General features: G+C 43.1%; 14 protein-coding genes. 8 read left to right on the forward strand and 6 right to left on the reverse strand.

Annotated features, from left to right (window positions below):
* Nucleotides 1-29 precede the first annotated feature (29 nt).
* Together F896_RS03195 and def are read right to left on the reverse strand one after the other, a co-directional pair.
* Nucleotides 30-467 (reverse strand): DUF2946 family protein, encoded by a 438-nt coding sequence (locus F896_RS03195; protein ID WP_016164815.1) that lies wholly within the window; start codon nt 465-467, stop codon nt 30-32.
* Between the two features lie 13 nt (nt 468-480).
* The gene (gene def / locus F896_RS03190; protein ID WP_005319693.1) at nt 481-1011 is read right to left on the reverse strand and encodes a peptide deformylase; all 531 of its coding nucleotides are present in this window, start codon (nt 1009-1011) and stop codon (nt 481-483) included.
* A 122-nt stretch (nt 1012-1133) separates the two neighbouring features.
* On the opposite strand from def, the gene F896_RS03185 reads away from it, so the two are divergent.
* The 3 genes from F896_RS03185 to F896_RS03175 are packed head-to-tail and all read left to right on the forward strand — an operon-like array spanning nt 1134 to nt 4035.
* On the forward strand, nt 1134-2285 hold the full coding sequence (locus tag F896_RS03185) for a LysM peptidoglycan-binding domain-containing protein (protein ID WP_004802007.1): 1152 nt from the start codon (nt 1134-1136) through the stop codon (nt 2283-2285).
* Nucleotides 2286-2295: 10 nt separating this feature from the next.
* Nucleotides 2296-3429, forward strand: coding sequence for a DNA-processing protein DprA (gene dprA / locus F896_RS03180; RefSeq protein ID WP_016164816.1), 1134 nt, complete (start codon nt 2296-2298; stop codon nt 3427-3429).
* A 36-nt stretch (nt 3430-3465) separates the two neighbouring features.
* Nucleotides 3466-4035, forward strand: a complete 570-nt coding sequence (locus F896_RS03175) for an L-threonylcarbamoyladenylate synthase type 1 TsaC (RefSeq protein ID WP_016164817.1) — start codon at nt 3466-3468, stop codon at nt 4033-4035.
* A gap of 394 nt (nt 4036-4429) precedes the next feature.
* Here F896_RS03175 and F896_RS03170 read toward each other — a convergent pair whose 3' ends face one another.
* Together F896_RS03170 and F896_RS03165 are read right to left on the reverse strand one after the other, a co-directional pair.
* A complete protein-coding gene (locus F896_RS03170; RefSeq protein WP_016164818.1) occupies nt 4430-5350 on the reverse strand; it encodes a DMT family transporter in 921 nt (306 codons plus the stop codon).
* A 103-nt stretch (nt 5351-5453) separates the two neighbouring features.
* Nucleotides 5454-6107 carry a TetR/AcrR family transcriptional regulator gene (locus F896_RS03165; protein WP_416201943.1) on the reverse strand — a complete coding sequence of 218 codons (654 nt, stop codon included), beginning with the start codon at nt 6105-6107 and terminating at the stop codon, nt 5454-5456.
* A gap of 137 nt (nt 6108-6244) precedes the next feature.
* On the opposite strand from F896_RS03165, the gene F896_RS03160 reads away from it, so the two are divergent.
* The 5 genes from F896_RS03160 to F896_RS03140 all read left to right on the forward strand — a co-directional run bounded on the left by F896_RS03160 (nt 6245) and on the right by F896_RS03140 (nt 11199).
* Nucleotides 6245-7471: an MFS transporter gene (locus F896_RS03160; protein WP_016164820.1), complete on the forward strand. Its 1227-nt coding sequence runs from the start codon at nt 6245-6247 to the stop codon at nt 7469-7471.
* A 292-nt stretch (nt 7472-7763) separates the two neighbouring features.
* The gene (locus F896_RS03155; protein ID WP_016164821.1) at nt 7764-8978 is read left to right on the forward strand and encodes an MFS transporter; all 1215 of its coding nucleotides are present in this window, start codon (nt 7764-7766) and stop codon (nt 8976-8978) included.
* Nucleotides 8979-8992: 14 nt separating this feature from the next.
* Nucleotides 8993-9766 carry an AraC family transcriptional regulator gene (locus F896_RS03150; RefSeq protein ID WP_016164822.1) on the forward strand — a complete coding sequence of 258 codons (774 nt, stop codon included), beginning with the start codon at nt 8993-8995 and terminating at the stop codon, nt 9764-9766.
* 118 nt (nt 9767-9884) lie between these two features.
* Nucleotides 9885-10430, forward strand: a complete 546-nt coding sequence (locus F896_RS03145) for a glutathione peroxidase (protein ID WP_016164823.1) — start codon at nt 9885-9887, stop codon at nt 10428-10430.
* Nucleotides 10431-10602: 172 nt separating this feature from the next.
* The gene (locus F896_RS03140; protein WP_016164824.1) at nt 10603-11199 is read left to right on the forward strand and encodes a hypothetical protein; all 597 of its coding nucleotides are present in this window, start codon (nt 10603-10605) and stop codon (nt 11197-11199) included.
* A gap of 94 nt (nt 11200-11293) precedes the next feature.
* On the opposite strand, the gene F896_RS03135 is transcribed toward F896_RS03140, so the two are convergent.
* Together F896_RS03135 and atpD are read right to left on the reverse strand one after the other, a co-directional pair.
* Nucleotides 11294-11713, reverse strand: a complete 420-nt coding sequence (locus F896_RS03135; RefSeq protein WP_016164825.1) for a F0F1 ATP synthase subunit epsilon — start codon at nt 11711-11713, stop codon at nt 11294-11296.
* Between the two features lie 17 nt (nt 11714-11730).
* Entirely contained in the window at nt 11731-13125 is a 1395-nt protein-coding gene (atpD, locus tag F896_RS03130) for a F0F1 ATP synthase subunit beta (RefSeq protein ID WP_004801985.1), read from the reverse strand.
* Nucleotides 13126-13133: the final 8 nt, after the last annotated feature.

Below are 13133 nucleotides of genomic sequence, written 5' to 3' on the forward strand. Positions count from 1 at the left end.
AAAAACCCTAACGAAAAGAAAGTCTTAATTTATGCAAAGAGTGGCGGAGCCCGCCCTTGAGGCAATAAGAACAACCGTTGCAGTGCAAAATAAACATGCTTAAAGGCTTGTTGATACGCAACTAAACGGATTTGGATACGGACCAGAACTTCTTTCACCCCCAATTCAGGCGGCAATACCAGATTGGCATAGACCGTACAGTACTGACATTGGTGGTTAGGATCGTGATGATCATGTTGTGGTATGGATACTTGAACATGTTCAAGTTGATGCTCATGCCGCAGAGATGCATGAACCGAATGGCTATGCGAAGCTTGTAGCTTAGGCAACAGCAACGCCTGAGTAATGGTTTCACATACAGGCGCGATTTGATATTGCTTCGGAAGTAGCGGCTGCAAGAAAACCGCAATCTGCAAACAGACCGCGGTTAAAGCAAGCAGCAAGCCACAACGAAACAAAGAGAACATCTTAAAAAAGTGTCTATCGCTTAACGGTTACTTTTTCTTTTTCACGTTGGCGAACCACTTTTTCCACTTTCTCACGTGCACGTTGACGCTTTAATGGCGATAAATAATCAACAAAAAGTTTGCCATTTAAGTGATCCATTTCATGTTGGATACAAACAGCGAGAAGTTCGTCAGCTTCTAACACAAATGCTTGACCTTCAAGGTTAATTGCCTCGATTTTTACGCGTGACGGACGCTCAACTTTGTCGTATATTTGAGGCACAGAGAGACAGCCTTCTTCATACGGCTGAGTATCTTCGGTCAGTGGAATGACTTTGGGGTTAATGAACACCATTGGTTGGTTTTTCTCTTCAGAGATGTCCATAACAATAAGCTGAATATGATGATCAACCTGAGTTGCCGCTAAACCTATACCCGGCGCCTCGTACATGGTTTCAAACATATCTGCTGCAAGCTGACGAATATCATCAGTGACTTCTTCGACTGGTTTGGCGATGGTACGAAGGCGGGGATCAGGAAAACTTAGAATAGGTAATAAGGCCATACAGTCGTCCTCACTTATGCCATTGATCAAAAAACCAACTAAAGGGAATACTTGATCAAAAAATTGTGTGTAAAGTCGTTATTATAACGCAACTACACACATAATTTTTAGGAATTATGATAATGAAAAAGGTTTTAAACGGCATACACTCATTTCATGCCTTGGGGTTAAAAAAACAACTGATTGCCGCTGCAATTTGTGCGGGATTAGGCATGAGCATTAATTTCGCCCACGCAGCCAGCCCAAATGTCAGCCCACCATCAGTGAAAGTCGGTGCGCCACATGTTTATGTGGTGAAAAAAGGCGATACGCTTTGGGATATCTCAGGGAAATTTTTAAGTAAGCCTTGGCGCTGGCCAGAAATATGGGCAAGCAATAAACATGTGAAAAACCCGCACTGGATTTATCCAGGCGATCGCTTACTGCTGTGTAGCTTGAATGGTAAACCATTGATTGGTAAAGATGAAGGTGATGGTTGTGATGGGATTATTCGTCGCTATACAGGCAATACCTCAAATTTACGTCCTCAAGTCCGTGTTGAGGCCTTGAACAATAGTGTTCCTGTCATTCCTTTGGCACATATTCAACAATGGTTAGAGCGTACTTCGGTCCTGCCAGCAGACGCGATTGCCAATACGCCTTATATCTTGGGTACAGCAGACAACCGCGTACTTGCAGGTAAAGGTCAAAGTGTTTATGTGCGTGGTAAAGGCCTTGAAAATGGTCAACGTTATGGCGTATTCCGTGAAGGTGAACCGTACATTGTATTGGACCAAAATGGCAAGAAACAGAATCTTGGGGTTGAACTGACCCAAGTGGCTTCGGCTGTTGCGATTCGCAATGAGAATGACATCACCACGGTTGAGCTCACCGATAGTTATAACGGTGAAGTTCGTCGTGGCGATCGAGTTATGGCTGAACAAGATGCCATGCTACCGACTTTATTCTACCCAATTGATGCCAATCAGGTAAAAGACGGCGGCAAAATCATTCGCGTGATGGGTTCAATTGGCACAGCAGCCAAAAATGGCGTGGTCACCGTTGATCGTGGCACCGCTGATGGCGTTGAAATTGGTCAAGTGTTCAGTGTCTATCAAGATGGCGAAGTAGTCAGAGATCCAAAGACCAAAGAGAAAGTGAAACTCCCTGGACAATACCTAGGTAGTGCCATGATCTTTAAGAGTTTTGATCGTATCAGCTACGCCTATATCCTTGAAAGCGAGCTGCCGATCAAGCTTGGCTCGGATATTAAACCACCTCGTTTAGATGACTAAGTAAACGCCTATGTTGAATCAATTATCACCTCATCACTATCACACTGTGTTGGTGTGGTACTTGGTTCAGCATTCGCTGTCGAGTTTCAGCAAAATTCAGCAGCACTTTGGTGATTGTGAACAAGCAACACAGCCTCATCGTTTCTCAGAATGGTCTCAACTGGGCTTACACGCCAATCACTTAAAACGTTTAGCAGAATTTCAAAGCCCTCAGGGTCAACAACAATTCCAACAACTACTTGATCTGGTTTGCAAATATAGCGACTTTATTTTAACGCCTGATGATATTGGCTACCCAACTCAGCTACTGCCTTATGCAGATCGTCCTCCCATTTTATTTGGACAAGGTCAGGCACAAGCCTTATTACAACCACAGATTGCCATGGTGGGCAGCCGTAAACCGAGTCCACATGGACGCCAAGTCGCTTATGATTTTGCCTATTATTTAAGTGAAAAAGGCTTTTATATCAGCAGTGGTTTGGCACACGGTATTGATCAAGCCGCACATCAGGGTGGATTGGCACATCAGCGGACCATTGCAGTGACGGGTACAGGCCTCGATAGCGTCTACCCTGCTCAGCACAAACAACTGGCACAACAAATTACCCAGTCTGGAGCCATCGTGACCGAGTTTCTGCCGACCACGATGCCCTTACAACAACACTTCCCAAGACGTAATCGAATTGTCAGCGGCCTGAGTCTGGGTGTATTGGTGGTTGAGGCTGCACTGAAGAGTGGTTCTCTCATTACCGCGAATGAAGCAGCCAATCAAGGTAAAATGGTATTTGCAATTCCTGGACATATTTATAGTGAACACCATCAAGGCTGTCATCAACTGATTCGCGAAGGTGCGATTCTGGTCGATCATCCCGAACAGGTCATCGAAGATTTAGCGCTACCAACGCAATGGCAAGCCCAACAACACTCAACAGATGAAGCCAGTACCACTCCTCCGCCAAGCTTGCCCGCACATTTGATTGTGTTGTATCAGAGTCTGGACTGGATTGGACAAGATTTGGACCAACTGGCTCAGTGCCATCCAATCACAATTGCAGAGCTGACCGCCCAACTAATGGAATTGGAATTACTGGGTTTATGCCTACAACAAGCAGGACGCTATTTACGTTGTCGCCCAATGCATTAAACTAGCCATACTCTCTCCTGTTTTCACATAAATCCCATGATTACTTCCTCTATTTCTGAAGCAGCTCAACTTTTAAAACAAGGACAAGTTCTAGCTTATCCGACAGAAGCAGTTTGGGGCCTGGGTTGTGATCCCTTCAATGAGCAGGCATTTCAGGAAATTCTAGAACTGAAGCATCGTCCCGTTGAAAAAGGTGTGATTTTATTGGCTGGGCATTTAGACCAAGTCGAACATTTACTGCAAGGCTTGAGTGCTAACCTGCGTCAGCAAGTGATCGCCAGTTGGTCGAATCGCCTTGAGACAGAACGTGCCACAACGTGGCTACTCCCTGCTGATCAGAGTATTCCAACATGGATCAAGGGCCAACATCCTTTGGTCGCAGTTCGTGTCACCACTCATCCGCTGTGCATGCAGCTATGCCAGCAATTTGGGGGCTTTATTGTCTCTACCAGCGCCAACCCTGCAGGCCTTACACCAGCACAAAGCTTAGAAGAAGCGCAACATTACTTCAGCACTTCATTACATTATCTCGAAGGTGATTTAGGGTTGAGCCGAGAACCAAGTCGCATTTTGAATGCACTGACAGGTGAAGTTGTTCGTGCCTAATTAGGTGAATAGCGGACAAAAAAAAGCTCAGTTATATAGGGATAACTGAGCATAAAAAGGATGTGTATAATCACATCCAGAGGGTTCGTAAATTTGGTGAGCAACTTATTCATTCTAAAAATGAATCATCTTGCTGTGGTTGGTATTATGAGGGAATCGTCCCATTTATACAAATATATTATTTATCTAACAAAAAGTGTGAAAAGCGTACCAATTTTGTCACTTCCTCATTTCTAATAAAATTATATTGATATTTTTATTCAGCTTTTTTTTGATCATAAATTTAGTAAATCTTAAAAATATATTTGCAAATCATATAGAAAGCACAGTCATCAAAAAATATTTTTGGTGCGTTTGTTGATATTTTAAACAAACGCACCACCAACTTTCATATTTAGGATGCAGACTCAGCCAATGGAGCCGATACTTTCACCGTTTTCTTCTGCGCCATAATGATCCCCATCAGGATCATCAGACCGCCAATGGTATGATAAATCGTCCAGTGCTCTGATAACCAGGAACTGGCAATAATCGCAGTAAATACTGGCATTAGATTCATGAAAATACTGGTACGATTTGGGCCAATCGCCTGTACTGCAACCATCCATAATAACGGGGCAATTAATGAAGGGAACATGCCCGCATACAGAACACTCGCAGCATTCTGTGCATTAATCCCATCTAGGCCAAACCAGAGCAAGAATGGGACGTGATACAGCAACGCAAAACCAATTTGTACATACAAGCTGCTTAATAAAGGAAGCTGTAGCTGCCATTTTTTCAAGAACACGCCATAAAACGCATAGAAACCTACAGCCAATACCATGACTGCATCGCCCCAGTGCCCGCCTTGATCAAATAGGTTTGACAGGTGACCTTGACTCATCACATAAATCAAGCCTGCAAAAGATAAGAGACTGCCAAAAATGGCAAAACGATTCGGTGCATCTTTTAAAATAAAATAAGAGATAAAGATGGTAAAGATTGGGACAAAGGCATTCACAATGCCCATATTAGTCGCAGTCGTATAGTGGGCAGCGGTATAAGATAAACCTTGGTACAACACCATACCAAAAGCACTGAGTACGGCTAATTTAGGAATCAATGGACGAATTACAGCGCGTTGTCGCCATACTTTCGGCAACATAAACGGTGTCAAAATAATAAAGGCAACAAACCAACGATAAAAACTAATACTCACGGGCGAAATATAGTCAGCCACATAGCGTGTCACAGCAATATTCAACGACCAAATCAAAACCGCAATCAAGGGCAATACGAAGGCCCATTTTTGGTACTTACTTAACTGACCCATCATTTTCTCACCATATCTCAGCAATGGGAGTATTGTGGAAGATGTCCAAAATAATTGAAATATCGTATTTCAGACATTTATATCGCAGTCACGACATCGTGGCTTAGAACAGCTCCCACCCGCGCATCGCGTGTTCAACTACCTTATGAAGTTGTTCAACAGTCGCCCCATCTCGTGCTTGAATGGTCAAACCCTGCACAACCGTTGCATAGAAGTCTGTCATTTCCTGTAAAGGCGCTGTTGCTGGCAAATCACCGTTGGCAACTCCCTGCTCTAAACGCTCAAACAGTTTTTGCTTGGTCTGCAAACGTTTTTCCAGAATATTGTGTTGCACCGCCTGTGCATTGTCCGAGCAGTTCATGGTCGCAACAACCAACATACAACCTGCTGGTTTATTGGGTTGAGCCAAACGTTTAACGTTGTCATATAGATAAAGCTCAAATGCAACTTTGGCGGTTTTAGCTTCTAAAAAAATAGGAACAATCGGACAAGCTTCATGTGCCAAATAATAATCGATGCACTTATAAAACAGCCCAGCTTTATCACCAAAGCTACTATATAAGCTCGGTGCAGTCAGCTCTAGCGCTTGTGTTAAATCACTGATCGACGTGGCTTCATAACCATGCTCCCAAAATAGCAACATGGCTTTTTCCAAAGCCTGCTGCTCGTCAAAACACTTTGGACGGCCACGCTTTTTTTTCAAGCTGTCATCACACGGTGTTGGCAGAGGATCAGGTGCATTTGTCATAACAGTCACAGGTATTTTCATAACGATCACTATCAAACTAATTGACGCAGCAACATTAATCAACTATTTTATTTTATATCGATCGTTATAAAAAATTACTATTTTTCAATTTTATTGTTATCTAACTAACAATAAAGGGAATTTATATGGAAAACCCATCTGCAACTGACCTCAGCTCACTGGAGTCAAACCCCTCGCAAGGGAACTGGCTCGCATTGCTCTCTGTTACATTCAGCGCTTTTGCCTTGGTCACAGGTGAGTTTCTTGCGATTGGGGTACTCAATGACATCGCACGGGACTTTCAAGTCTCGGTTGGAACAGCAGGTCTAACTGTTTCATTGACCGCAATCGTCGGTATGTTTGCTGCAGTGCTAATTCCTATTTCAGCGAAGACACTGGATCGACGTACTCTGTTACTGATGCTCACCCTGTTAATGATTGTTGCCAATCTGCTCACAGCATTTGCACCTAACTTTATCCTGCTGTTATTCGGACGTATCATTCTGGGCATTGCTGTTGGTGGATTCTGGGCCACTGCGGTTGCTTTAAGTGGTCGTCTTGCGCCACCTCATTTACCCATTGCCAAAGCAACGGCTTGGGTGGCCTTCGGAGTCACCTTGGCCAGTGTATTGGGCGTGCCGATGGGCACATGGCTGGCTCAGTATAATGGTTGGCAAACCTCTTTCACGGCGATTTCATTGATGGGGGTACTCCTGTTTATCTTCCAGTATCTGTATCTACCCCAACTCAAACCCGCCTCTTCATTGCGCTGGAAAGAACTCCCGATCCTGTTGCAACATCCTGCAGCGCGTAAAGGTCTGATCATCTTTATTTTTATGGGCTTTGCACATTTTGCGGCTTATAGTTATTTCTCTGCCTTTTTTAAACACCAGCTGGACTTCTCTGACGGTTTGATTAGTCGTTTACTGCTGGTCTATGGGATTGCAGGGATTTTTGGCAATATTTTTGCGGGCTACCTCGGCCAGAGGAATATCCGTTATACCTTCGCAGTCAGCGGTATCACCTTCTTCTTTGCCTTTCTGTGCCTTCCCTTGTCTGGAGCACATGTCAGCTCTGCAATCATATTGACTGCTTTATGGGGCTTCGCTTATGGCATTATCCCAACCGCAGTCAACATCTGGATGTTTACGCATGCACCTGAAGCTGTTGAAAAAGGTATGCCAATGGTGACATTGACCTTTTTAATCCTGATTGCGTTGGGCAGTATGTTTGGCAGCATTATCGTTGATTATTTTAATGGTACGGTCTTATTTTTCGCCATGCTGCCATTGGTCCTCTGTTCTCTGGTATTGATCTTTACGCTGGCACGTGGTCTGAACAACCCTAAAATCCATTATCAAAAGCAAGAATAGATGCAGAGATCAAACTAAATACCCCATGCTTAGATATTTCTTCTATCCACATCATGACTGGTCGCCTCTACACAACCTGTTAAGGCGCCCCTATTGATTCATTTCCGTTTCCGCGTGACTTTCCCAAACTATGCATATTTATCATAAGCCTTACAAATATTTTTATAACGATCATTATTAAATTAATTGACGACCTTGCATTTATCTACTATTTTATTTCATAACGATCGTTATAAAAAACTAATTTATTCTTAAATCTTTTGTCATAAAATTGACAAATAAGGAAATTCCTATGGAACAACCCACCTCCTCAGATGCACGACCCATTGAAACCACACAAGGTAGTTGGTACGCAATTTTAGCTGTTGCCATTGGTGCTTTTGCATTGGTAACCAGCGAGTTCCTACCTGTCGGTGTACTAAATAGTGTCGCGGCTGACTTAAATATTTCTGTCGGGACTGCAGGTTTAATCATTACCTTACCCGGTGTGATGGCAGCAATTGCTGCACCGCTATTACCCATTTGGGTCAAGCAGCTTGATCGTCGTTATGTATTGATCTTACTGACCGCAATTATGGTCATTGCCAATACCATTACTGCATTCGCAGATAGCTTTAATGTGTTATTGCTCAGCCGTTTAGTGTTGGGTGTTTCAATTGGAGGCTTCTGGGCAACAGCAATCGCGCTCAGCGGTAAGCTTGCACCACCACATTTGCCCATCGCCAAAGCCACTGCGATTGTGATGGCGGGTGTTACTTTTGCAACTGTCCTAGGTGTTCCAATCGGGACTTGGCTTAGTGAATTCTATGGTTGGCGAAGTGCTTTTGGGATTACTGCAGTCATTGGACTGCTTGTTTTAGTTCTACAAGTGATTTTCTTACCTAAACTGAAACCTGAGTCTGCCATTCATTTACGTGACCTACCTGCATTATTGCGTACACCAAAAGCACGTAGTGGTATGTTGATCGTATTACTGATTGGTCTTGCTCACTTCTGTGCTTATAGTTACTTGGCACCCTTCTTTAAAAATATTGCAGGTTTTAACGGGACTACCATTAGCTCACTGCTGTTGCTTTATGGCATTGCAGGTGTTTTTGGGAATGCCTTTGCAGGCTATAGTGGCAATTTAAATGTGCGCTATACCCTTGCCTTTGTCGGGATCTGTTTTGCAATCGTCTTCTTTGGCTTCCCAATTTTTGCCATTCATGAGTTTGGCGCAATTGTACTGACAGCCTTATGGGGTTTTGCCTTCGGCGCTTTCCCGACCTCAGCCAATATCTGGATGTTTGTGCACGCACCACATGCCGTGGAAAAGGGTATGCCACTGTTTGTGGGCATGTTCCAAGTCATGATTGCCACAGGTTCACTACTCGGTGGTTATGTGGTTGATCATTTCAATGAAAATATCTTAATTTATGGTGTAATTAGTTTTGTTGCCTTAGCTTTGATTAGTATTTTTACTTTAGCCAAAGGTCTAAACAATCCTAAAGTGACTTACGAAAACTAAAATGAGCCCCTCAAATGAAGCATGATGTTACTGAACAATTTCCCTTTTTACACGGTATAGAAGTGCATGAATTTCTATATCAAAAAGACGATATTGTCACACCTCATTCTTCACTTTGGGGTGATTTCAATTTCAGTTTAAATGGGACTTTAGAGTTTGATATTGAAGGTAAATACTACCTATCACCACCGAGTTATGGATTGTGGTTACCCTCACGAACCGAACATCAATCACTCCCCGTTGAGCATGAAATTCATTATATTTGTATCCGCCTACATCCGAAGTTTGGCGATTTTTTAGGGAATACTTGTCGTTGTTTTAGTATCGAGCCTTTCTTTCGGGCATTGGTACTACAAATCTTAGAACAACAAAAACAAGCCGCGCCCCCTGAATATCTCGAACACCTGCTACAAGTGCTGTTCGATCAGCTCAAACAAGCGCCCGCTTATTCACATTACTTACCCCAAAGCAGCCATCCCACTTTATCGCCAATCTTAGAGAAGCTGTCTGATCCTGAGTTATTTAATAGCAGTCTACAGCAAGTATTACAGAACTTTACGGTGAGCGAGCGGCATGTCCTTCGTCTGAGCCAACAAGAATTACAACTGTCGCTATCAGAATGGCGCAATCGCGCCAAGATTATTTTTGCCATCAACCAAATTCGCCAAGGTATGACCATTAAACAGTTGGCCTTTGCTTTGGGTTATCACCACAGTTCCAGCTTTATTGAGTTCTTTAAGCGCTATACGGGACAAACACCGATTCAACTTAAAAATGCTTCCCTCTAAAATAAAGGCTTGGTTTTTCTGATTATTTGTATGGATTCATATCAAGAGCATTGCACTCTGTGGCAATAGCAGTTAAAACAAACGGGTATTGTCACAACAACAAATTAGGACGTATTCCATGAGCCAATCGGTTTATCACATTCCAGTTAAAGACATCAAAGGTCAAGAAGTTGATCTAGATCAATATCAAGGCAAAGTCCTGTTGATCGTTAACGTTGCATCAAAGTGCGGTTTAACACCGCAATATGAAGGTTTGGAAAGACTGTATCAGGCCAAAAAAGATCAAGGTTTAGAAATTCTTGGTTTCCCTGCGAATAACTTCTTAGAACAAGAGCCAGGATCAAATGATGAAATCCAGCAGTTCTGCTCACTGAACTATGACGTGCACTTCCCTCTGTTCGCAAAAATCTCTGTTGCGGGTGAGGATAAACATGCCTTATATCAAACCCTGACTCAAGCAATTCCAGAGCGTCAAGGTGAAGGTCCATGGTGGAAAGACTTGGTCGATTATGGTTTAACCCCAAACAATCCACCAGAAGTGTTATGGAATTTTGAAAAATTCTTAGTGAATAAGAATGGTGAAATTGTTGCTCGTTTTGCACCAGATATTACTGCGGATGACGAGCGTATTGTCAGCGCGATTGAAGCTGAATTAGCAAAATAACCCTAAAAATTAAGTAGAAAAGAGCAGTTGATCTGTTCTTTTCTATTCCAAACCTAAAAACCCCTTCATCCCTCTGCTTTCATCAAACTGTTGCTGAATTGCAAAAATCACTTCTTTCTCCACACTTTCTCATTATAGTGACCATCTTCTTATAATCTGGTGTCGTTCAGCCATGATGGAAAATCTATCTCTCAAAGCCATTCTCTCTGTATCTACACTTGCGGCGGCATTAACGCTCACTGGTTGTGACCAAGTCCCTCAAGAGAATGAACAAGCTGATCAAACAACTGCGTTTGAACAGACAGACACAACTTCTGAAAATGAAGAAAGCGCAACAACAGTCCCTCAGGAAACCCAATCTTTAAGTCGTGGCAATATGTTGAACATCGCCCGTGATATTGCCAAGTTGCAAATCGAGACTGATGACTACGTCACGCTGCTTAAGCAATCACAAAGCAACCTTGAACAAGCGATTCAAGATAAAAATGTGCAGAGCCTACAACAGACAACAGGTGCTTTAAGCCAAGAATTGAATGGTTTACATGATGCCTTGCTGGCACTCAACTTAAAGAGTACGGAAGTAGATCAAATTCGCCAAAGCTTATTGAGTGCAAATCAACAGTTGCTGAATATGCCGCTATTGCATGGTCAAACCGATCTTTCAAAAATTGATTTTGCCAAGATAGAAAAGCAGTTGAATACCATTCAAATGGATATGGTAAAGCTGGCAACATTGGTTTTAGGAAATAAAGACGAATCAAATACTTAAAAGCATCGATTGTTTAACTTCAAGTTGAGGTTTCAAAATAGATGAGACATAAAAAAGCCACCTTACGGTGGCTTTTTTATGTCAAACCTGCAAATTACAATGCGCGGTTTTTCATCTTACGAATCGTTTCGAGCTGACCTGCAATCTCAGATAGAGATGCAAGTGCAGCAGCAGAGTCCAAGTCACTCTTTTGATTTGCCAACAATGCTTCAGCTTGTTTACGAGCATCCATAATTGCAGCTTCATCTAAATTGTCAGCACGAACTGCAGTATCTGCAAGTACGGTAACAACATGAGGTTGAACTTCTAACACACCGCCAGATACATAAACGATTTCTTCTGTACCATTTTCCAACTGAACACGAATCGGGCCCGGTTGGAGTAAAGTTACGAGTGGTGCATGCCCTGGTAAAATACCAAGTTCACCGCCCGCACCTTTTGCGATTAACATCGTAACTTGCCCAGAGTAAATTGACTCTTTAACACTTACGACATCACATTGCATAGTCGCCATGAGATGATCTCCTTAAATTAGAGTTTCTCAGCTTTAGCAATCACTTCGTCAATACCACCAACCATATAGAACGCTTGTTCTGGGATGTGATCGTATTCACCAGCTAATAGACCTTTAAAGCCACGAATCGTTTCTTTAAGCGGTACTAATTTACCAGGCGCGCCAGTAAACACTTCAGCTACGTGGAATGGTTGAGAGAAGAAACGTTGGATTTTACGCGCACGGTAAACAACCAATTTGTCTTCTTCAGCTAACTCATCCATACCCAAGATTGCGATGATGTCTTTAAGCTCTTTATAACGTTGCAATACGTTCTGTACAGAACGTGCAATTTCATAATGCTCAGCACCAACAACCAATGGATCTAACTGACGTGAAGTTGAGTCAAGTGGATCGATCGCTGGATAAATACCAGAAGATGCGATATCACGGCTCAATACAACTGTTGCGTCTAAGTGAGCAAACGTTGTCGCAGGCGATGGGTCTGTTAAGTCATCGGCAGGTACATATACTGCTTGGATCGAAGTGATCGAGCCAGACTTAGTAGATGTAATACGCTCTTGAAGAACACCCATTTCTTCTGCAAGTGTCGGTTGGTAACCTACTGCAGATGGCATACGACCTAACAATGCTGATACTTCAGTACCCGCAAGTGTATAACGGTAGATGTTGTCGACGAATAATAATACGTCACGACCTTTACCGTTTTCGTCTTTTTGATCACGGAAATATTCAGCCATGGTCAAACCAGTTAACGCTACGCGTAAACGGTTACCTGGTGGCTCATTCATCTGACCGTAGACCATTGCTACTTTGTCAAGAACGTTAGAATCTTTCATTTCGTGATAGAAGTCGTTACCTTCACGAGTACGCTCACCAACACCAGCAAACACAGATAAACCTGAGTGTGCTTTCGCGATGTTGTTGATCAACTCCATCATGTTAACGGTTTTACCAACACCCGCACCACCGAATAAACCAACTTTACCACCTTTCGCAAACGGGCAAAGTAAGTCGATGACTTTGATACCAGTTTCCAAAAGATCAGTAGAAGCTGCTTGTTCAGCATAAGAAGGTGCTTGACGGTGAATCGGCAAACGCTCTTCAGTCGCGACAGGACCCGCTTCATCAATCGGGCGACCCAAAACGTCCATAATACGACCAAGCGTAGCTGGGCCAACTGGAACAGAAATCGGTGCGCCAGTGCTAGTCACGTTAAGACCGCGTTTAAGGCCTTCAGTAGAACCCATTGCGATAGTACGAACTACACCATCACCAAGCTGTTGCTGAACTTCCAAAGTCGTTTCAGTACCATCAACTTGGAGAGCTTCATAGATCTTAGGAACGCTATTACGTTCAAACTCGACGTCGATAACCGCGCCGATGATCTGAATGATACGACCGCTACTCATTGCTGTCT

Origin of the sequence: Acinetobacter genomosp. 15BJ (genome assembly GCF_000400715.1) — a bacterium.
Lineage (GTDB): Bacteria > Pseudomonadota > Gammaproteobacteria > Pseudomonadales > Moraxellaceae > Acinetobacter.

Bases quoted from the DNA above. Each gene is read 5' to 3' on its own strand.
- F896_RS03195 (WP_016164815.1), bottom strand. From the start codon at position 467: ATGTTCTCTTTGTTTCGTTGTGGCTTGCTGCTTGCTTTAACCGCGGTC.
- def (WP_005319693.1), bottom strand. From the start codon at position 1,011: ATGGCCTTATTACCTATTCTAAGTTTTCCTGATCCCCGCCTTCGTACC.
- F896_RS03185 (WP_004802007.1), top strand. From the start codon at position 1,134: ATGAAAAAGGTTTTAAACGGCATACACTCATTTCATGCCTTGGGGTTA.
- dprA (WP_016164816.1), top strand. From the start codon at position 2,296: ATGTTGAATCAATTATCACCTCATCACTATCACACTGTGTTGGTGTGG.
- F896_RS03175 (WP_016164817.1), top strand. From the start codon at position 3,466: ATGATTACTTCCTCTATTTCTGAAGCAGCTCAACTTTTAAAACAAGGA.
- F896_RS03170 (WP_016164818.1), bottom strand. From the start codon at position 5,350: ATGGGTCAGTTAAGTAAGTACCAAAAATGGGCCTTCGTATTGCCCTTG.
- F896_RS03160 (WP_016164820.1), top strand. From the start codon at position 6,245: ATGGAAAACCCATCTGCAACTGACCTCAGCTCACTGGAGTCAAACCCC.
- F896_RS03155 (WP_016164821.1), top strand. From the start codon at position 7,764: ATGGAACAACCCACCTCCTCAGATGCACGACCCATTGAAACCACACAA.
- F896_RS03150 (WP_016164822.1), top strand. From the start codon at position 8,993: ATGAAGCATGATGTTACTGAACAATTTCCCTTTTTACACGGTATAGAA.
- F896_RS03145 (WP_016164823.1), top strand. From the start codon at position 9,885: ATGAGCCAATCGGTTTATCACATTCCAGTTAAAGACATCAAAGGTCAA.
- F896_RS03140 (WP_016164824.1), top strand. From the start codon at position 10,603: ATGATGGAAAATCTATCTCTCAAAGCCATTCTCTCTGTATCTACACTT.
- F896_RS03135 (WP_016164825.1), bottom strand. From the start codon at position 11,713: ATGGCGACTATGCAATGTGATGTCGTAAGTGTTAAAGAGTCAATTTAC.
- atpD (WP_004801985.1), bottom strand. From the start codon at position 13,125: ATGAGTAGCGGTCGTATCATTCAGATCATCGGCGCGGTTATCGACGTC.